Here is a 21,072-nt window from a genome sequence, read left to right as displayed (position 1 = left end):
TTACGACGTTGACAATGCTTTTACTAAATCTTCTTTTTTGTTTCGGCTAAGTGGAATTTTGGTAATTCCAATTTCGGCAAATTTACTGTTAAAACGCTCTACTTTATCAATATTGATGATGTATGATTTATGTACACGAATGAATTTGTCTTTTGATAAATCATTTTCAAAAGATTTCATTGTAGAAAGTACCAAATTGCTGTCATCTTCGGTAACCACTCTTACATAGTCACCAAAAGCCTCGATCCATTTTATTTTGGCTGTGAATATTTTAAGTTTTTTAAGGTTGCTTTTAATGAAAATATGTTCGCCTTCTTCTTCTTTAACTTCTTTTTTAAGCAGGTGCATATCAATTGCTCTTTTTACAGAGGCATTGAAGCGGTCTACAGCGATTGGTTTTTGCAAATAATCTGTAGCATCATAATCAAAAGCTTTTAAAGCGTATTCGGCTTTAGAAGTGATAAATATAATTTGAGGTTTAGATTTTAAACCATCAAGAAAATCAAAGCCGTTAATAACAGGCATTTCTATATCAAGAAATATTAAGTCGATATTATTTAAAGAGATACAACTTTTTGCTTCTATTGCATTAGAAAAATCCCCGATTAAGTGCAAACCTGGGTGATTATTAACTAATTTTGCAATAATTGTCCTCTGTATAGAACTATCATCTACAACAACACAGTTTAGTTTCATAACATTTAAATTTAGAATAAATTCAGGATAGCAGTAGTAAATGTATTATTTTTTTGGAAAAAAAACTAAAATGAGCGCATATTTTTTGCATTATGACGAATAAAAGGAAAAAAGTGTTGTTTATATAAATATAATGATTACTTTTGCACCCAATTTTAACAAATAAATATTGTATTTATGAATCATTATGAAACTGTTTTCATTTTAAATCCCGTTTTATCTGAGGTTCAGGTGAAGGAAACAGTAACGAAATTTGAAGAATTTCTTACTAGTAGAGGAGCTGAAATGGTATCGAAAGAGGATTGGGGTCTTAAAAAAATGGCTTACGAAATCCAAAACAAAAAAAGTGGTTTTTACCATTTATTCGAATTCAAAGTAGCTGGAGAAGTTCTAATTGCTTTTGAAACTGAATTCAGACGTGACGAAAGAGTTATGCGTTTCTTAACTGTAAGTTTAGACAAACATGCTATTTCATGGGCGGAAAGAAGAAGAGCTAAATTAAAATCTACTAAAGCGTAATTATTATGTCTACAATCGAGCAATCTGCAAAAGGAAAAAAAGACGGAGATATCAGATATTTAACGCCTTTAAACATTGAAACTAACAAAACTAAAAAGTATTGCCGTTTCAAAAAATCAGGAATCAAATACATCGATTACAAAGATGCTGATTTCTTATTGAAATTCGTAAATGAGCAAGGAAAAATTCTTCCTCGTCGTTTAACTGGAACTTCATTAAAATACCAAAGAAAAGTTTCTGTAGCTGTAAAAAGAGCTCGTCACTTAGCTTTAATGCCATACGTGGCCGATTTATTAAAATAATTAAAAACTCTAGTCGCTGGTTTCTGTTAAATCAGAACCTAACTTCTAAAATATAAGGACAACAACATGGAACTTATTTTAAAACAAGACGTACAAAACTTAGGATTTAAAGATGATGTAGTATCTGTAAAACCTGGTTACGGTCGTAACTTTTTAATTCCTCAAGGTTTTGCTTTATTAGCAACTCCTTCTGCTAAAAAAGTTTTAGCTGAAAATCTAAAACAAAGAGCACATAAAGAAGCTAAAGTTGTTGCTGATGCTAAAGCATTAGCTGAAACTTTAAAAGCTCTTGAAATTAAACTTACTGCAAAAGCTGGTGGAGAGAAACTTTTTGGTTCTATCACAAACATCGATATTGCTGAAGCTTTAGAAAAATCTGGTAACGCTATTGATAGAAAATTCATCACTAGTGGTATCGTAAAACGTACTGGAAAATATTCAGCTAGCATCCGTTTACACAGAGATGTAGTTATTGATTTACCATACGAAATTGTTGCTGAAAAGTAATAGTTTTAAATACTATATAAAAATCCCGATGCGAATCGGGATTTTTTTGTTTAATACAGATAATATTAATAATTAGACTTATAACTGGGAGTTTATGATATATTGCTTAAACCTTACAGTGCAAAGTATAATGCCTAGAATAAAATGAAATACGCAAGATTAACAAAAGAACAATTTGATGAATTACATGCCGAATTTGCAAGTTTTTTAGCAGCTCAGGCTATTGATAAAGGAGAGTGGGATTCTCTTAAAGTAAATAAGCCGGAAGTAGCAGAACAAGAATTGGATGTATTCTCTGATTTAATTTGGGAAGGGGTTTTAGGGAGAGCTGAGTTTTTAGAGCATTTCTCAAAAAATCATATTTTTTTATTCCAATGTTTTGATACTCATGTTCAGTCTATAGTATTGAAGTCATTACTTCCGGATACTGATTTTTTAACTAAGGAAGGATTACAGTGGCTTAGTGATAATATGTTTACTGAAAATATTGAAATGAAAGTTGGAAAAAAGGTGTTTACTGAAGAAAGAAATACTTCTATTTTTGAATTGATTAAACAAGGTGCTTTTTTAAGTGACGGGCAATTATTTACACAAATCAATACGATTTTAGAATCATAGGTGGCAAATGCTTCATTTTCAAAATCTTATTAAAGGGTAAGCGATAATGTTAAATTGTTTACCCTTTTTTATTTTTTTAACTTTTGTTTAAAGTTTTTTGTTTTTTAATACCCGTATTTCTACTTGCTAATTTCGGAATATTCAAAATTTTAAGATTTTAGTTATAAATCGATAATTTTAAGCTTAGTTTTATGATTATTGTTAAAATTCAATCGATTGAAGTTAAATATATGTAATACTATTCTTTCAATTATTAAAATTAACATAAAAAATACATTTATTTAAAACCTCTAAAAGCAGGCTTTTTTTCTTTAAAACCTGCGTTTTTTCTTATGTTATTACAGGATTGTTTGTTTTCTCTTTTAACGTAGTTTCAAAAAAATAAGAATTTTATGCTTGTTTTATTATTTTGTTTTTTATAATTTTAGAATACAAAAGTTAAACAAAATATTGGCCTCATTTTTATCATGCTTACAATAAGCTTTTTTAACTTTCAAAAACAAATAATTAATTGGATTTTAAATAATAACTTAACTCGCCTGCTTATGGAACTGACAATTACTTTCTTTATCGAGTTTGCATTAGGTCTTCATATTGTTTTAGCTTTATTTTTTATTATTTCGAAGAAAAACAAAGTTCTTCATCCTTTTTATTTTCCTTCTTTATTTATTGACTTTTTTCAAAAGTTCTCAATATTCAATTTTCACTATTTAAAATTTGGTCGACATTATGTTGACGACGGTTTTCTTCATTAAATATTTTCTTTAATGAAAATAACCTTTTGATGTTTAATTTTCAATTGTTGGATTTTATTTTAGAAAATTAAAATTCGTAGAGAGAGTAATCAACTTTCTATAAAAGATTGAATAGGTTAAATAGTATCAAATTAAATTCTCCCTCCATACTTTGATTTTCTTTGTGAAAATTAATTTTAAACAGATCACTTCATTTGGAAGATTGGTGCGGATCAATATTCCCTAAAGTTTACGGAATATTTTATTTCAAGAGATAAAAAGTTCTGATTTGTATGCTTACCGCATACCATAATAAAACAATATTTTTTTAAAAATTTAAACTATAGTCTTTATGTGCTAAGGATTTATTTTAGAGTTTAACTAATTGATTTTTAACGTTTTTTTTTAATTGCCTAAGCATTCGTGCTTATCGCAGCAGGTATTTTATTGTCCATTTTCTAATCTTCCAAATTATGAAAAAAAAATTTACTTTTTGTAGTCTCAGCTTCCAGAAGAGATTATTCGGACTATTATTTTTATTCTTATTATGCACTAATGCATTTTCTCAGACTATTTGTAGACCTACGTCTCAAACAAATAGCCAAGGTGGATTATTGTGTGTAGGATTAAATGTTGATAGTCCTGCCAATGCTTATGACAGCGCTGGCTTAACAACTTTTGCAACCCTGACAAATGCTGTTGGTGTAGGCTGCTTTGTTGAAGAAACATTAACCCTGAACCAGACAGCAAGAGCGGGAGACCAAATTGCTATTTATTTTGGTACAGGAAATGGTTTGCTTGATGTGGGATTATTATCTAATGCTTCTCTTCAAGCAAAATTTTCGGGGGCGAATGTTGGTTCCAGTGTGGCTTTGAATAGTCCGCTGTTGAATCTAAACTTGTTAAATGGTAATACGGTTGCCGTTGCAAAGTATACCTTAACGGGTGATACGAACCAGGTACAAATTCAGGTTGGAGGCTTACTAAGTCTTTTAGTGAGTTTGAGAATTTATGATGTTCGTTTAGAATTTGCACAACCAACTGTAACGGGTGGTTTAACACAAACTGTTTGTGCCGGATCTCCAACAACACTTACTGCTGTACCCGCTGCGGGAACTACACTTCAATGGTATAGCTCAGCATCGTCTACAGCAGTATTAGCAACAGGGAATACTTATACAACTCCTGCGTTAAGTGCTTCAACTACTTATTATATTGGTATTTCGAGAGTTGCGGGATGTGAAGGTAATGTTCGTGTTCCTGTGGTTTTAAATGTTTCAAATCCTGTTGCTCCGGCTGTAAATAATGGAGGAACTTCAATTTGTTCTACTGGAGCAACACAGCAAACCACTTTGTCGGTTTTAAATCCTATTCCGGGAACGACATATTCATGGTTTTCCGGGCCTAGTGGCGGAGTGGCTCTTGCGTCAGGTACAACTTATTCTCCTACGGTTCCTTTGGGAACTACACCTTTTTATGTAGGAGCTTCAATTGGAACCTGTGTCAGTCAAACTCGTACTGCGGTTAATGTTGTTTCAACAGCTGTTCCGGCAACTCCAACAGTGTTGACGCAAAGTGTTACGATTCAATCAGGTCAGAATGCGACTTTAACAGCGACATCTTCTGAACCTGGAGCTCAATTAAATTGGTATGATGTTGCTGCAGGCGGAACGGCGGTTTCTACAAATACAGCTTCTTTTACAACGCCGATTTTAACAGCAACAAAAATATATTATGTTGAAGCGCAAAGTCCAAACGGTTTATGTCCAAGTGCAGCTAGAGTACCTATTACAGTAACAGTTCAGCCTGCAGCTTTAGGCGGATGTCTTGAAGCCAGCAGTCAGGTAACTACTCAAAGTGGTATATGTTTATTATGCAGCTCAACTAATCTAAATAATTCTGTAGATGGTAATCCTGCAACAGCAGCGAGTTTAAGTATTCCAATTGGTGTTACTGCATCGCTTCAACAGACACTACAATTTAATAATCCTGGAAAAGCAGGTGATATTGTAGATGTCGAATTAGAATTACCAGGCGGTTTGGCCGACCTTACTTTATTAGGAGCAGTTAGTTTAGCAACTTATAATGGTGCTACTTTTAATAATGATAGAATTGCCATTACCAATCCATTAATTACTTTGCAATTATTGACAGGAGATCGTTTTAGAGCGAGTGTAGTTGCCGGAGCTAATTTTGATCGTGTAGAAATCCGTTTAGGAGGTTTAGCAGCTGTTTTAACAACTGTAGATATTTATCAGGCAACTTATAGATATAAAGCACCTGTTATTACAGGAAATACAACTATTTGCAGTGGAACAACTACAACATTAACTGCAGCCCTTGCAGTTGGTGAGACTATAAATTGGTACAATGTAGCAGCGGGAGGAACTTCATTAGCTTCTACAGCTGCTTTTACAACTCCAGCTTTAACAATACCAACTACGTATTATGTAGAAATAACAAGAAATGGATGTGTGAATAGTGAAAGAAATCCAGTTCAGGTATTGATACAAAATCCTGTACTGCCTACAATTACTCCATCACCATCAACAATTTGCAGCGGACAGTCTACAACTTTAACGGTTGACATACCAATTGCAGGTACTACTTATAATTGGTACGATGCGGCGACGGGAGGTAATTTGGTATTTACAGGAACTGCATTTACAACACCAGCTTTAACTGCCAATGTAATTTACCATGTTGAAGCGGTTATTGGAAATTGTTCAACTCCAACACGTACAGCGGTACCGTTAACAGTTAATCCTGTACCGGCAGTGCCAACTTTTGCTTCAACAGATGTAATTATACAATCTGGACAAACGATTACTTTATCGGTTTTAAATCCGGTGACAGATGTTAGGTATAATTGGTATGATGTTCCAACTGGTGGTGCCTCTATTGCATTTGATGCAACAACTTTTACGCCAACCCCAGCTTTAACAGCTAATAAAACGTATTATGTTGAAGCTGTTAATGTCGCTACTGATTGTACGAATTTAACTAGAGGTGTAATCAATGTTATTGTAATAGCTAATACAAGTACTTGTTTGCAAGCTGGTACGCAGGCAACATCTACAGATGGTTTGCTATGCGGTTTATGTACAGCTCTTAATCCAAATGATTCTGCAGATGGTGATATTAATTCGTATGCACATCTTTCTGTACCACTTGGAGTGGGTGGATTCATTCAACAACAGTTGATTTTTGCTAATCCAGGTCAGGCAGGAGATATTATTGATGTGGAATTGGAAGTTCCAGGAGGTCTTTTAGATATAAGCCTTTTATCTAATGTTACTTTGGCAACTTATAACGGATTAACTTATAACAATGATAGAATTTCTGTCAATAATAATTTATTAAATATCCAATTGTTATCTGGAAATAAATTTAAAGCGAGTTTTACCACAACAGCAGTATTCGATCGAATTGAAGTAAGGTTAGGAGGTTTGGCTACAGTATTAAGCAATTTATATGTTTATCAGGCTGCATACAGATTTCCGAATGCTGTTATTACAGGAGCAGCAAATCCTATTTGCGTTGGTCAGACCGCTTCTTTAACAGCATCTTCTACAGGAACAGAAACTTTTACCTGGTATGATGCTCCAACAGGAGGAAATATTGTTGCAGTTAATCCAACTGCTCCATTAATTTCTACTACAACTTTTTATTTACAAGGAACACGAGGCGGTACTTGCGAGAATAGTTTACGTCAGGGAGTTACAGTAACCGTATTGCCAATTCCTACAGATGCTGATGTTGTAGTTGCAACCCCAGTTGAAGCTACTTGTACAGGACAAGCTGTTATAGCTCCAACAACAACTATTGCAGGAGCAGAATTTAGATATTATACGGATCAAAATAAAACAACCCAAATTGTCGACGGAAGTGTAATAGGAGGTGTAACATTTGCAAAAGATGCTGTTACTGGAGCCCTTTCACTAACAGGTTTAACTGCTCTTGGATCTCCTTACAATTATTTTGTTTCTATTTTAAACGGAGGCACTTGCGAAAATGTAAACGGGACATTAAAACAAGTTACGGTGAATTTCCCTTCAACAACTGTTTTAACAGTTAATGCTGCTTTGGCGGGCTGTGGAAGTGCTAATTTAAGAAGTGCAATAACTAACTTTGATTCATCAGGAAGTACTACTTATACTTTCTATGATCCTTCGAATAATGTAATTACTTCAGATGCGGCTTCAAATATTACTGTAAGCGGAATTTATTCAATCGAAGCACAGCTTACAGGTGTTACTTGCCCTTCGGCGAGACAAACTGTGTCGGTTACTATTAATGCTCTGCCAAGTGTAGTGGTAACTAATCCGCAGGAATCTGTTGATATAGGAACCGATGTTGCTTTAATAGCAACTTCCACAGCTGCAGTTACTTGGTTTGATCCACAAGGAAATCCTTTAACAGGACCAGTATTTACAACTGGCCCATTAAATACACCGGGAGTTTATACTTATACTGCGGTGGCTAATGACGGAACTTGTACTGCAACTGCAACAAAAGTGATTAATGTAATTAATTTGAGCGCTTGTAAATTATTAACAGAAAGAGTTTATGCAACAGCAGAAACATCTGATTCAATAATTACAGGAACTGTTACAGCTGGAGCGAACGCAGTTGATGGAAACCCACAAACTTATTCTACAATTACGACAGGTTTGGGCCTTTTAGGAGTAGGAACTACATGGCAGAATTTAACATGGCCAAGTGTTATAACTAAAGGAACTCCAGTAACTGTTAAGCTGGGATCAGAATACAGCTTATTGGCTGTAGGTCAAAATTTATCAGTTGTAGGAACAATTGGAGGTACTCCTATAGGAGCAATGCAAACAGTATCGGGATCATTACTAAATCTAATTTCAGGAGATAATACTTATGAATTTACTTTTGTGCCTTCAGATGCATCAGGACCACAGGCTTATGATGGAATCCGAATTCAATCAGCTTCAGTTTTAAGTGTTGCTCAAAATACAAAAGTATTTGATGCTCATTACAATACATCTGTTCCATCTGTAGCTTGTACACCGGGAGATATTCGTGATATTTTCTATGGAGCAACAGATTTAGGACTTCCTATTGGGGCAGTTACAGCTACTGTAGGTGTAAGTGATGCATGGAATATAGCTGATAATGATATTACAACTTTTGCTACTATGTATAGTACAATTGGAGTAGCAGCAGCGTCAGATTTAACAGTAGAATTTAAAACACCATCAGTTGTAAGTGATACTTTAAGAATTGTTATTTCAAAACCAGGAACTCTTTTAAATGTTAACTTATTGACTGGATTTACAATTCAGCGTTATTTAGGAAGTGTTGCCGTTGGAGCACCAATTCAAAATACAAGTACCTTATTAAGCTTAAGATTATTGCCAGGAAATACAATGGCAATGGTTTTGGTTTCTTCACCAACAGAATCTTATGACAGGGTAAGAATTCGTTTTGGAGGAGTTGGAGGAGTTTTAGATTTCTTGAGAGTCCATACAGTAGAGAGAGTAGCTAATACGACAGTATTAGGAGCTGACCCTCAAAACAAAATAATAGTATGTCCGGGAACGACTATAACGCTTCAAATACCCGAAGAAGACTGTTCAACTTATATTTGGTATGATGCGCCTACTGGAGGAGCTTCGGTTTCAACCGGACTTACCTTTACGGTGCCGGCTAATTTAACAGCAGGGATATATAAATATTATGTACAGCCAGTACGTTATGGTTGTGAGGCTTTTGCAAGAGGAGAAGTTACTGTTGAAGTAAAAGCCTCAGCGCCGGTAAATGCTTTAACTGACATTACGTTAAACGGAGGAACTGCAACATCAATTTGTTCTCCTTCAGGAAATGTAACTTTAGCAACAAGTTTGAGTGGAACGCCTGTTGTAACTAATCCTGTTTACTATTGGTATAGCTTCAATGGAACTACAAGTCAGTTAATTCCGGGAGAAACAACTTCTCAATTAATGGTAAACGGTTTAGCTCCGGGAACTTACACTTATTTTGTAGGAGTTAGTTCAGATCAATTTTGTGAAACAGCAGCAGCAGATAGAAAACAAATTACGTTTACAATTCTGCCTCCATCAACTACAAATGATATTCTAGTAGATGATATAACAGTTTGTTATAATGTTCCTGCTTCGTTGACTCCAACAGCACCAACATTAACAAACCCAGTATTTACGTGGTACATAGATGCAGCTAAAACACAGCAAATAACAGATGGTGCAGTTATAGCCAGTGTTACTTATACAATTGATCCGATTACTGGCATTTTGACTGCGGTAGGTTTAACAAAAGCAGTAAGCCCAATAACGTATTATGCTGCGGTTGCTAGTGCTGACACCTGTGAGAATCTTGCAGGAACATTGCAAGACGCAGTAATTATAATTAGCGATCCGAGTACGCCAACATTGACAAATCCGGGAGATCAAAACTTCTGTTTAGTAAATGCACCGACTTTTGCCAGTATTTTATTAAATGAATCTAATATTGCATGGTATACTGCAGCAATTGGAGGAACTCCAATTGCATTAACAGACGCCTTAACTACTGGAGTTTATTATGTAGGTCATATTGATCCTGTTACTTTATGTGAAAGCTCAACAAGATTGGCTGTAACAGTAAATGTAAATGATCCTGGAACACCAACATTAGTAACAGCAGGAACACAAAACTTCTGTTTAGTAAATGCTCCGACTTTTGCAAGTGTTCAGTTTAATGAAAGCAATATCGTTTGGTATACTGCTTTAACAGGAGGAACAGCGATTCCATCAACTGATGTATTAACAAGCGGAACGTATTATGCCGCAATCAGCGATCCTGCAACAGGTTGTGAAAGTGCAGTAAGATTATCAGTAACAATCAATGTAAACGATCCTGGAACACCAACATTAGTAACAGCAGGAACACAAAACTTCTGTTTAATAAACGCACCTACTTTTGCGAGTGTTCAGTTTAATGAAACCGATATTGTTTGGTACACCGCATTAACAGGCGGAACATTGATTCCATCAACAACAGCGTTGACAAGCGGTACTTATTATGCAGCGATCAGCGATCCTGCAACAGGTTGTGAAAGCAATACAAGATTAACTGTAACGATCAATGTAAACGATCCTGGAACACCAACATTAGTAACAGCAGGAACACAAAACTTCTGTTTAGTAAATGCTCCGACTTTTGCAAGTGTTCAGTTTAATGAAAGCAATATCGTTTGGTATACTGCTTTAACAGGAGGAACAGCGATTCCATCAACTGATGTATTAACAAGCGGTACTTATTTTGCAGCAATCAGCGATCCTGCTACGGGTTGTGAAAGTGCAGTAAGATTAAGTGTAACAATCAATGTAAACGATCCTGGAACACCAACATTAGTAACAGCAGGAACACAAAACTTCTGTTTAATAAACGCACCTACTTTTGCGAGTGTTCAGTTTAATGAAACCGATATTGTTTGGTACACCGCATTAACAGGCGGAACATTGATTCCATCAACAACAGCGTTGACAAGCGGTACTTATTATGCAGCGATCAGCGATCCTGCAACAGGTTGTGAAAGCAATACAAGATTAACTGTAACGATCAATGTAAACGATCCTGGAACACCAACATTAGTAACAGCAGGAACACAAAACTTCTGTTTAATAAACGCACCTACTTTTGCAAGTGTTCAGTTTAATGAAACCGATATCGTTTGGTATACTGCCTTAACTGGCGGAACATTGATTCCATCCACAACAGCGTTGACAAGCGGTACTTATTTTGCAGCAATCAGCGATCCTGCTACGGGTTGTGAAAGTGCAGTAAGATTAAGTGTAACAATCAATGTAAACGATCCTGGAACTCCGACGTTAGTAACTGCAGGAACACAAAACTTCTGTTTAGTAAATGCTCCGACTTTTGCAAGTGTTCAGTTTAATGAAAGCAATATCGTTTGGTATACTGCTTTAACAGGAGGAACAGCGATTCCATCAACTGATGTATTAACAAGCGGAACCTATTATGCCGCAATCAGCGATCCTGCAACAGGTTGTGAAAGTGCAGTAAGATTATCAGTAACAATCAATGTTAACGATCCGGGAACACCAACATTAGTAACAGCAGGCACACAAAACTTCTGTTTAGTAAACGCACCTACTTTTGCGAGTGTTCAATTCAATGAAACCGATATTGTTTGGTACACCGCATTAACAGGAGGAACAGCGATTCCATCAACTGATGTATTAACAAGCGGAACCTATTATGCCGCAATCAGCGATCCTGCAACAGGTTGTGAAAGTGCGGCAAGATTAACTGTAACGATCAATGTAAATGATCCTGGAACACCAACATTAGTAACAGCGGGCACACAAAACTTCTGTTTAATAAATGCACCGACTTTTGCGAGTGTTCAGTTTAATGAAACCAATATCGTTTGGTATACTGCTTTAACAGGTGGAACAGCGATTCCATCAACAACAGCGTTGACAAGCGGTACTTATTATGCAGCGATCAGCGATCCTGCAACAGGTTGTGAAAGTGCGGCAAGATTAACTGTAACGATCAATGTAAATGATCCTGGAACACCAACATTAGTAACAGCGGGCACACAAAACTTCTGTTTAGTAAATGCACCGACTTTTGCAAGTGTTCAGTTTAATGAAAGCAATATCGTTTGGTATACTGCTTTAACAGGCGGAACAGCGGTTCCATCAACAACAGCGTTGACAAGCGGTACTTATTATGCAGCAATCAGCGATCCTGCAACGGGTTGTGAAAGCAATACAAGATTAACTGTAACGATCAATGTTAATGATCCTGGAACACCAACATTAATAACAGCGGGCACACAAAACTTCTGTTTGGTAAATGCTCCGACTTTTGCAAGTGTTCAGTTTAATGAAAGCAATATTGTTTGGTATACTGCTTTAACAGGCGGAACAGCGATTCCATCAACAACAGCGTTGACAAGCGGTACTTATTATGCTGCAATCAGCGATCCTGCAACGGGTTGTGAAAGCAATACAAGATTAACAGTAACGGTTAATGTAACAGATCCGGTTACGCCAACAACAAATACTGCTCCTCAAACTTTCTGTTCAGGAAATGCACCAACCGTTGCCAATATTCAGGTAAACGAAGCCAGTGTAATTTGGTTCAGTGTACCAACAGGTGGAACTCCAATTGCTTCTACAGCAGTATTAACAAGCGGTACTTATTATGGAGCAATATTAGATCCTGCAACAGGATGTTCAAGCAGTGTACGATTACCAATTGTGGTTACAGTTGGAAATACAATTAACCCAACAACGAATAATGCTTCTCAAACTTTCTGTTCAACAGCATTATCAACAGTTGCTAATATTCAGGTAAATGAAAGCGGCGTAACTTGGTTCAGTACTTTAACAGGTGGAACTGCAATTCCTGCAAATACACCTTTAGCATCTGGTCCTTATTACGGAAATATTGTTGATGCAGCAACAGGATGCGAAAGCTCAACTCGTCTGCTGGTAACAGTTACAGTGTCAGATCCAAGTCCAACACCAACTACGACTGATACAACACAAGATTTCTGTACATTGAATACACCAACGATTGCAAGTATTCAAGTAAATGAAGCGAATGTAATCTGGTACAGCACAGCGACAGGAGGAACAGCGATTCCATCAACAACAGCTTTAGCAACAGGGACTTATTATGGTGCTGTTGCGAGTGCAATAAATTGCGAGAATCCAGCGAGATTAGCTGTTGCAGTTACTGTAAATACACCAGGTACAGTTACAACGCCTAGAACAACACAAACATTCTGTTTATCAGCACTTCCAACCATTGCAAGTATCTTGGTAAACGAACCAAATGTAGTTTTCTATGCCTCTGCAACTGGAGGAACACCACTAGCAGCTAATACAGCACTTACTGCAACAACCTATTATGCTGGTTTACTTAATAATACAACTAATGGTTGTGAAAATGCCGGCAGATTAGGTATTACAGTAAACTTTGAAAACGATGCTTTGGTACAGCTTACAACTAACGACGATACACCATGTGTTTTCAAAGGCGTAACATATTCAATTGCAAATGGAAAATCAGATTATGTTTGGACAATTACAAACGGAACAGTTATCTCTGGCGGTTCAAATACAGATGGAACTGTAACAGTTTCATGGTCAGATGTAGGTCCGGGAAGAGTTGAGGTTTCTTACATCAATAATTGTAATGAAAACACAACTAAATTCCTGAATGTAAATGTGGCAACTTGTTCTGATATTACAATTACAAATGTAGTAGATAACCCAACTCCTAATTTTGGAGATAAGGTAACATTTACTATAACAGTAAATAATGTAGGCGAAGGAAGTTTCATAAACACAATTGTGAGTGAAATACTGCCAAGCGGATACGATTTAGTTAGCTCTAGTACAACAGGCGGAACATACGATCCTGCAACACAGCTTTGGACAATACCAGCTTTAGCTTCTGGACAAAGCGTAGTACTTACAATAGTTGCAGAAGTATTGTCAAGCGGAAATTATCTAAATGTTGCTACTATAGAAATTTCAACTCCTTTAGATGTCGATGCGTCAAACAATTCAGCGTCAGCTTCAGTTGAACCAATTTGTTTAACAGTTTACAACGAGTTTACACCAAACAATGACGGCGCAAATGATCTGTTCAGAATTGATTGTATCGAATCATATCCTAACAATGAATTGAAAGTATTTAACAGATATGGTGCATTAGTGTACAGCAAGCAACATTATGAAAACGACTGGAACGGTACAGCAAATGTATCAGGAGTTGTAAATAGAGGAGATATGCTGCCAACAGGTACTTATTTTTATGTGATTACCATTGGAGATGGAACGGTTAAAAAAGGATGGTTATCAATTATGAGATAAGCATTTCAATTAATCATCTAATTAATTAAACTAAATAAGTATCGTTATGAAACTATATATAAAACCATTAGAAACATATTTCATTTTAATATGTTCTATTATTACAATAGGTGCCAGTGCACAGCAAGATCCCGAGTATACACAATATATGTATAACACAATGGCGGTAAATCCGGCTTATGCCGGATCCACCGGCACTTTAGAAGCAACTCTTTTACACCGTTCGCAATGGGTAGGAATTTCAGGAGCGCCGGAAACACAGTCATTTTCTATTCATGCACCGCTTCGCAACGAAAAAGTAGGTTTAGGGTTAAGCGTTGTGAATGACAAAATTGGTCCTTCAAATGAATTATACCTTGACGGAAATTTTTCGTATTCATTGCCTCTTGGTTATGAAAAAAGATTAGCATTTGGTCTTAAAGCAGGTATGAGAATGTTGAACATCGATTGGTCGAAAGGAAGATATTATGATAATACAGATGTTCTTTTAAATCAAAATATCGACAATCAGATGAAATTAGCTGTTGGAGCAGGGGTTTACTATTATACAGAAAAATGGTATTTAGGATTCTCAATTCCAAGCTTTATAGAAAACAACTATTATGATGATGTTCAGGAATCTATCGATTATGATCGATTACATTATTATTTAATGGGAGGATATGTTTTTGATTTGAACCCAAATTTGAAGTTCAAACCAGCATTTTTAGTAAAAGCAGTAAACGGAGCGCCGCTTACTGCTGATGTATCGGCGAATTTTATGATTAATGAAAAGTTTGTCATTGGAGGATCATACAGAACAGATGATTCAATCAGTATCTTGGCAGGTTTTCAAATATCACAAAGTTTTTATCTCGGATATGCTTTTGATTACACAGTAGGCGGATTGAATAAATATAACGATGGAACACACGAATTCATTCTGCGTTATTCATTCAACAAAAATCAAAGCAAAATCAAGTCTCCTCGATTCTTCTAAAAACAAAACATATGAAAAAACTATATATCCTGAGTTTAGTCTTGAGCATTACGTTTAGTTTTGCTCAAAAGACTAATTTAAAACAAGCCGATGCATTGTTTAGAAATTATTCATATGCCGATGCTTCAAAAGCTTATGAAGAAATTTTGCAAAACATCAAAAAACCTACGGCTCAAACATTGAAAAATGCTGCCGATTCGTATTACTTCATTTCAGATGCACGAAATGCACTTAAATGGTATAAAAAACTATACGAAGTTCAGGGAAATAATTTAACCGATATTTACTATCTGCGTTATATTCAAACTATGAAAGCAGTTATGGATTATGATGAAGCAGACAGGGTAACAAAAGAATATCTCGACAAAAAAGGCGATCAAAAAGAGATCAACCGATATGTTGCCCAAAAGAAACAATTAGACAGTTTAGCAAAAGCAAAACCGCTTTATAAAATTAAAAATCTGGATATTAATACCAGTAAATCTGATTTTGGAGCAACATTTTTTGGAGATAAAATTGTTTTTACGTCAGCAAGAGATACCACTAAGTTTAGTGAAAAACTCTATACTTGGAACAATCAGCCCTTTTTGAATTTATATGTTTCAGAAAGAAACCCCGCTGATGGAAGTTTGTTTAATGAAGCACTATTTCTGCCAAATGTAATGAGCAAATATCACGAAGCTACAGCTACTTTTGATCCAAGCGGGAAAACTATTTATTATTCGACCAATATTGTGAAGAAAAATAAATTGGTAGTTGATGAAAATAAAATCAACAATTTTCAAATCGTAAAAGGATCAATTGTAAATAATAAACTAGAAAATCCTCAAAATGTTTTCTTCAACAGCGAAGATTACTCAGTTGGACATCCTTGTCTAAGCGAAGACGGACAATGGCTTTTCTTTGCATCAGATATGCCGGGAGGGTTTGGTGAAACCGATTTGTATGTGGTAAAAATTGCAGCCGACGGAACAATGAGTTCTCCGCTTAATTTAGGACCAAAAATAAACACAATGGGTAATGATCTTTTTCCTTATTACAGAAACGGAATACTTTACTTTTCTTCAGACGGCCATTATGGATTAGGAGATTTAGATGTCTATGAAAGTAAGTTTCTAACCGATGGAAATTTTACAACACCAAGAAATCTTGGAGCTCCGATAAACAGTAATAAAGACGATTTTACTTATGTAGTAGATAAAACAGACACTTATGGTTATGTTTCGTCAAATAGAGCAGGAGGTAAAGGAGATGATGATATTTATTCATTTGTAAAAGGCAAACCGGTTTGTAACCAAAGCATTTCAGGAATTGCTCTTGACAGAAAAACCAAACGTCCTTTACCAGATGTAACCATTATGGCTTATAACTCTTTTAGAGAAGTATTGGGAGAAACAAAAACGAACTACGAAGGAAAATATGCCATAGTTGTTCCATGTAATAAAGTAGTAAATATGATTGCGGCAAAGCCAAATTATAGCAGCGACGAAAAAACAGTAGAAACAACAAAAGAAAACGAAGGTGAAATTACAAATGTCAATTTCGAACTTAGCAACTATGATGATTTAGTAGTTAAAAAGAGAGGTGTAGAAATGGTAGATGTTCAGCCTATTTATTTTGATTACGATAAATACGATATTACGCCTAAAGCTATTGAAGAACTGACTAAAGTCGTTTTCATCATGCAGAAATTTCCCAACATTAAAATAAAGATAGAATCACACACAGATTCTCGTGGAAAAGACGCTTATAACTTAAAACTTTCAGACAACAGAGCTAAATCAACAAGAGATTATATTCTTTCACAAAGCATAGATGCTTCTAGAATTGAAAGTGCCATTGGTTACGGTGAAAGCCGATTAATCAATAAATGCAAAAACGGAGTGAAATGTACTGAAGAAGAACATTTATTAAACAGACGCTCTGACTTTATCATTATTCAAAAATAGTACTATATTTACATTCTAATAATTTGATTATCAGTAAGAAAGTATAGAACGCAGAAACCATTTGGAAGTTGGTTTTTTTAAATTCTTTTTTAAGAATAATGGACAAGGAGAAAATCAGGCCGCATATTTTTGCAGCCTGATTTTTGATTTTATAAAACTTTTATTTTTTAATGTTTTTCATCCAAAATAATCCTAATTTTGATATTCAAATTACTTTCAAATCAAAATCAGTATTATTTTAACATTATATGAGTATTCAGGAAACCATTCAAACATTAAGAGAAGAACTTAATCAGCACAATTACAACTACTATGTGCTGGATAACGCCACAATTTCTGATTACGATTTTGATATTAAATTAAAAGAACTCCAGGATTTAGAAAATAAAAATCCTGAATTTTTTGATGAAGATTCTCCAACACAAAGAGTAGGCGGATCAATAACAAAAAACTTCAAAACCATTGCACACCAGTACAGAATGTATTCGCTTGATAATTCCTATTCTAAAGAAGATTTAATAGATTGGGAAAACCGAATTCAACGTGTATTAGGAAACGTTAATCTGCAATATACCTGCGAATTAAAATACGACGGAGCCTCAATCAGCATTTCATACCAAAACGGAAAATTAGTTCAGGCACTTACACGCGGAGACGGTTTTCAGGGAGATGAGGTTACTAATAATATCAAAACCATCAAATCTATTCCGTTAAAACTAAAAGGAGATTATCCTGAAAGATTTGACATACGAGGAGAAATAATTCTTCCTTTTGGCGGTTTCGAAAAAATGAATCAGGAACTAATCGAAATTGGAGAAACCCCGTATTCAAACCCAAGAAATACAGCTTCGGGAAGTTTAAAATTACAAGACAGTGCTGAGGTTGCAAAACGTCCGTTAGAATGTTTGTTATACTTCGTTACCGGAAATAATTTACCATTTAAAACTCAATTTGAAGGATTAGAATCAGCCAGAAAATGGGGATTTAAAGTACCAAATGAAGCCAAATTGGTCAATAGTATGCAGGAAGTCTTTGACTTTATTGACTATTGGGATGTTCACCGTCATAAATTACCTTATGAGACAGATGGTGTTGTTATAAAGGTAAATAATATCCATTCTCAGGAAGAACTTGGATATACAGCAAAATCACCACGCTGGGCAATTGCTTACAAATTCAAATCAGAACAGGTTTCAACAAAACTGAAATCAATTTCATATCAGGTTGGGCGTACAGGAGCCATTACTCCAGTTGCCAATTTAGAACCTGTGCAATTAGCAGGAACTATTGTAAAAAGAGCTTCTTTGCACAATGCAGATCAAATTGAAAAATTAGATATTAGAATAAACGATACCGTTTTTGTTGAAAAAGGCGGAGAAATTATTCCTAAAATTATTGCAGTAGACTTAGAGCAGCGCCCTGAAAATTCAGAAGTAACACATTATATTACACATTGCCCGGAATGCCAGACCGAATTGGTTCGAAATGCCGGGGAAGCCAATCATTACTGCCCGAATTTTTACGGATGTCCGCCGCAGATTATTGGAAGAATCCAACATTATATTTCAAGAAAAGCAATGGATATTGAAGGACTTGGAGGAGAAACCGTTGCACTGCTTTTTAAAAATGATTTGGTTCATAACTATGCAGATTTATACGAATTAAAAGTAGAAGATATTCTTCATTTAGAAAGAATGGCGAAAAAATCTGCTGAAAATTTGGTGAACGGAGTAGAAAAATCAAAAGAAATCCCATTTGAAAGTGTCCTTTTTGCATTAGGAATTCGTTTTGTTGGAGAAACTGTTGCCAAAAAATTAGCCAAACACTATAAAAATATAAACGCTCTAAGTCAGGCATCATTAATGGATTTAATTCTAGTGGATGAAATTGGAGAAAGAATTGCCAGAAGCGTTATAGAATTTTTCGAAAACGAAGAAAATAAAATCATAATTGAACGTTTAAAAAACTACGGAATTCAGTTTGAAATCGTAGAGAAAGTCAACCCAAATGCTACCGAGAAATTTATTGGAAAAACTTTTGTTGTTTCAGGAGTTTTCAGCCAATTTTCAAGAGATGAATTAAAGAAAGCGATCGAAGATAACGGAGGAAAAGTAGGAAGTTCAATTTCTGCAAAAACCGACTTTGTGGTAGCAGGAGATAATATGGGACCAGCAAAATTAGAAAAAGCGACAAAATTAAATATTCCTATACTATCTGAAGACGAATTTATAACCAAACTAAATGAAAGCGAATAAACCCTCGTTGATTTTATTTTTTTTGTCATTACTGTTTACAATCATATTTGATTGTACTGAACAGGATTTCATGGCGATTTATGCCAAAGCAATAGTCCTGCCTGCAATTTTTATTTATTTTTTAATCAGCAATGAATTTAAAATGAAAAAAACAGAAGGCTTTATATTTCTTTTTTGTTTTATAGGGCAGGTATTTGACCTAATGGATGTTGAGGTTTCAGAGATTGGCGGTGTAATAAGTTTCTTGATTGTCTATTCCTTAATAATGCTGCTCTTTATTAGAGAACATGACAGAATAAAACTCGTTAAAAAAGATATATTACCAATCTCAATAGTAGTCGTTTTTATTGTCTATCTGTTAATTTCAGTACTCAGTATGAAATTTGATAATATGCAGAAATTCAATATAATTTACGTTCTATACGGAGTCATATTAAGTTTAATCAGCTATTTTTCGTTTGTAAGCTACATAACCAAAGGAACATTTATAACACTATTAATGTCCCTAATGGCAGTAAGCTATATATTTTCGGATATATTTTATATTTTCAACGAATACTTTTCATATTCAGTGGTACTCGTTTTAATTCGGGATGTTACACAAATTCTTGCCTATTATTTTATGGTAGAATATTTCCTCGAAAAAACTAAAATGAAGCGAAGAGCCTTACACAACAATTGATCTCGCCTGGTTGCTGTGTGCTTTATCCTTGTCAAAATAAAAATCGATACGGCCTAAATTAATTCCGTAACACCCAACCTGATTAACCAATACATCTTGTCCTGCTTTGTTTTTTACAATAGTCGGTTTGTCAAGAAAAGTATGAGTGTGACCGCCAATAATCAAATCAATATCCTGTGTAAGTGCAGCAAATTTTAAATCAGAAATCTTAGTTTCATCATCTTTATATTTATATCCAAGATGAGAAAGACAGATAACCAAATCACATTTCTCTTCTTTTTTTAATAATTGCGTCATATCCTGAGCAATTTCAACAGGATCATTATAAACCGTTTCCTTGTATAATTGTTTGTCAACTAAACCCTGAAGTTCAATTCCTACACCAAAAACGCCAATCTTAATTCCGTTTTTATTGAAGATCTTGTATGGTTTAACAAGACCGTTCATAACCGTGTTTTTAAAATCGTAATTAGAATTTATAAATTCAAAAGTAGCATGAGGCATTTGAGCATACAAACCATCAAGACCATTATCGAAATCATGATTTCCAATTGTAGAAGCATCATATTTCATCATACTCATTAGTTTAAACTCAAGCTCACCGCCGTAATAATTAAAATACGGAGTTCCCTGAAAGATATCTCCTGCATCTAATAAAAGTACATTTGAATTTTCCTGACGAATAGTTTCAATAAGTGCTGCACGACGAGAAACACCGCCTTTGTTAGGATTACGAGGATCATCAGCAGGAAAAGGATCAATATGACTGTGAACATCGTTAGTGTGAAGAACAGTTAAGTGTTTAATATCGTTAGTTTCAAAACTGCTCAAAGACAATCCTAAACTTAATAAGGCAGTACTTGCAGCTGTTTTTTCGATAAATTCTCTTCTTTTCATCTTGTATATTTTTTGCGTAACGCTTTTATTTTTTCTTAATTTGAT

At 35.0% G+C, this 21,072-nt stretch carries 11 protein-coding genes; 9 read left to right on the top strand and 2 right to left on the bottom strand.

The window, feature by feature from the left end; all coding sequences use genetic code 11:
* Positions 1-696, bottom strand: coding sequence for a LytTR family DNA-binding domain-containing protein (locus L1276_RS04045; protein WP_071637338.1), 696 nt, complete (start codon positions 694-696; stop codon positions 1-3).
* Between the two features lie 177 nt (positions 697-873).
* Between L1276_RS04045 and rpsF the strand changes: the two genes are divergently transcribed.
* The 9 genes from rpsF to L1276_RS04000 all read left to right on the top strand — a co-directional run bounded on the left by rpsF (position 874) and on the right by L1276_RS04000 (position 20,130).
* Positions 874-1,215, top strand: a complete 342-nt coding sequence (gene rpsF, locus L1276_RS04040) for a 30S ribosomal protein S6 (protein WP_007810575.1) — start codon at positions 874-876, stop codon at positions 1,213-1,215.
* Positions 1,216-1,220: 5 nt separating this feature from the next.
* Positions 1,221-1,517, top strand: coding sequence for a 30S ribosomal protein S18 (gene rpsR / locus L1276_RS04035; RefSeq protein ID WP_002987043.1), 297 nt, complete (start codon positions 1,221-1,223; stop codon positions 1,515-1,517).
* 66 nt (positions 1,518-1,583) lie between these two features.
* Entirely contained in the window at positions 1,584-2,024 is a 441-nt protein-coding gene (gene rplI, locus L1276_RS04030) for a 50S ribosomal protein L9 (protein WP_253785695.1), read from the top strand.
* Between the two features lie 144 nt (positions 2,025-2,168).
* Positions 2,169-2,642, top strand: a complete 474-nt coding sequence (locus L1276_RS04025) for a DUF6495 family protein (protein WP_253785693.1) — start codon at positions 2,169-2,171, stop codon at positions 2,640-2,642.
* 1,207 nt (positions 2,643-3,849) lie between these two features.
* Positions 3,850-14,265, top strand: a complete 10,416-nt coding sequence (locus L1276_RS04020; RefSeq protein WP_253785691.1) for a gliding motility-associated C-terminal domain-containing protein — start codon at positions 3,850-3,852, stop codon at positions 14,263-14,265.
* A 46-nt stretch (positions 14,266-14,311) separates the two neighbouring features.
* On the top strand, positions 14,312-15,244 hold the full coding sequence (locus L1276_RS04015) for a type IX secretion system membrane protein PorP/SprF (protein ID WP_253785690.1): 933 nt from the start codon (positions 14,312-14,314) through the stop codon (positions 15,242-15,244).
* 11 nt (positions 15,245-15,255) lie between these two features.
* Complete coding sequence (locus tag L1276_RS04010) at positions 15,256-17,193, top strand: OmpA family protein (RefSeq protein WP_253785688.1); 1,938 nt, start codon at positions 15,256-15,258, stop codon at positions 17,191-17,193.
* 248 nt (positions 17,194-17,441) lie between these two features.
* A complete protein-coding gene (gene ligA / locus L1276_RS04005) occupies positions 17,442-19,448 on the top strand; it encodes an NAD-dependent DNA ligase LigA (RefSeq protein ID WP_253785686.1) in 2,007 nt (668 codons plus the stop codon).
* A complete protein-coding gene (locus L1276_RS04000) occupies positions 19,435-20,130 on the top strand; it encodes a lysoplasmalogenase family protein (RefSeq protein WP_253785684.1) in 696 nt (231 codons plus the stop codon). The genes ligA and L1276_RS04000 overlap by 14 nt, the downstream gene beginning before the upstream one ends.
* Here the strand turns inward: L1276_RS04000 and L1276_RS03995 are convergent.
* Entirely contained in the window at positions 20,116-21,027 is a 912-nt protein-coding gene (locus L1276_RS03995) for a bifunctional UDP-sugar hydrolase/5'-nucleotidase (protein ID WP_253785683.1), read from the bottom strand. The two genes, L1276_RS04000 and L1276_RS03995, sit on opposite strands and share 15 nt — an antisense overlap.
* Between the last annotated feature and the right edge of the window lie 45 nt (positions 21,028-21,072).

Origin of the sequence: Flavobacterium sp. HSC-32F16 (genome assembly GCF_024171645.1) — a bacterium.
In the GTDB taxonomy this organism is placed as follows: Bacteria; Bacteroidota; Bacteroidia; order Flavobacteriales; family Flavobacteriaceae; genus Flavobacterium.
The sequence above is the reverse complement of the archived record's forward strand: the minus strand, read 5'-3'. Positions and strand labels throughout refer to the sequence as shown.

Coding starts and splice junctions, on each gene's coding strand:
- ligA (WP_253785686.1), top strand. CDS start 17,442: ATGAGTATTCAGGAAACCATTCAAACATTAAGAGAAGAACTTAATCAG.
- L1276_RS03995 (WP_253785683.1), bottom strand. CDS start 21,027: ATGAAAAGAAGAGAATTTATCGAAAAAACAGCTGCAAGTACTGCCTTA.
- rpsF (WP_007810575.1), top strand. CDS start 874: ATGAATCATTATGAAACTGTTTTCATTTTAAATCCCGTTTTATCTGAG.
- L1276_RS04020 (WP_253785691.1), top strand. CDS start 3,850: ATGAAAAAAAAATTTACTTTTTGTAGTCTCAGCTTCCAGAAGAGATTA.
- L1276_RS04025 (WP_253785693.1), top strand. CDS start 2,169: ATGAAATACGCAAGATTAACAAAAGAACAATTTGATGAATTACATGCC.
- rpsR (WP_002987043.1), top strand. CDS start 1,221: ATGTCTACAATCGAGCAATCTGCAAAAGGAAAAAAAGACGGAGATATC.
- L1276_RS04045 (WP_071637338.1), bottom strand. CDS start 696: ATGAAACTAAACTGTGTTGTTGTAGATGATAGTTCTATACAGAGGACA.
- L1276_RS04015 (WP_253785690.1), top strand. CDS start 14,312: ATGAAACTATATATAAAACCATTAGAAACATATTTCATTTTAATATGT.
- L1276_RS04000 (WP_253785684.1), top strand. CDS start 19,435: ATGAAAGCGAATAAACCCTCGTTGATTTTATTTTTTTTGTCATTACTG.
- rplI (WP_253785695.1), top strand. CDS start 1,584: ATGGAACTTATTTTAAAACAAGACGTACAAAACTTAGGATTTAAAGAT.
- L1276_RS04010 (WP_253785688.1), top strand. CDS start 15,256: ATGAAAAAACTATATATCCTGAGTTTAGTCTTGAGCATTACGTTTAGT.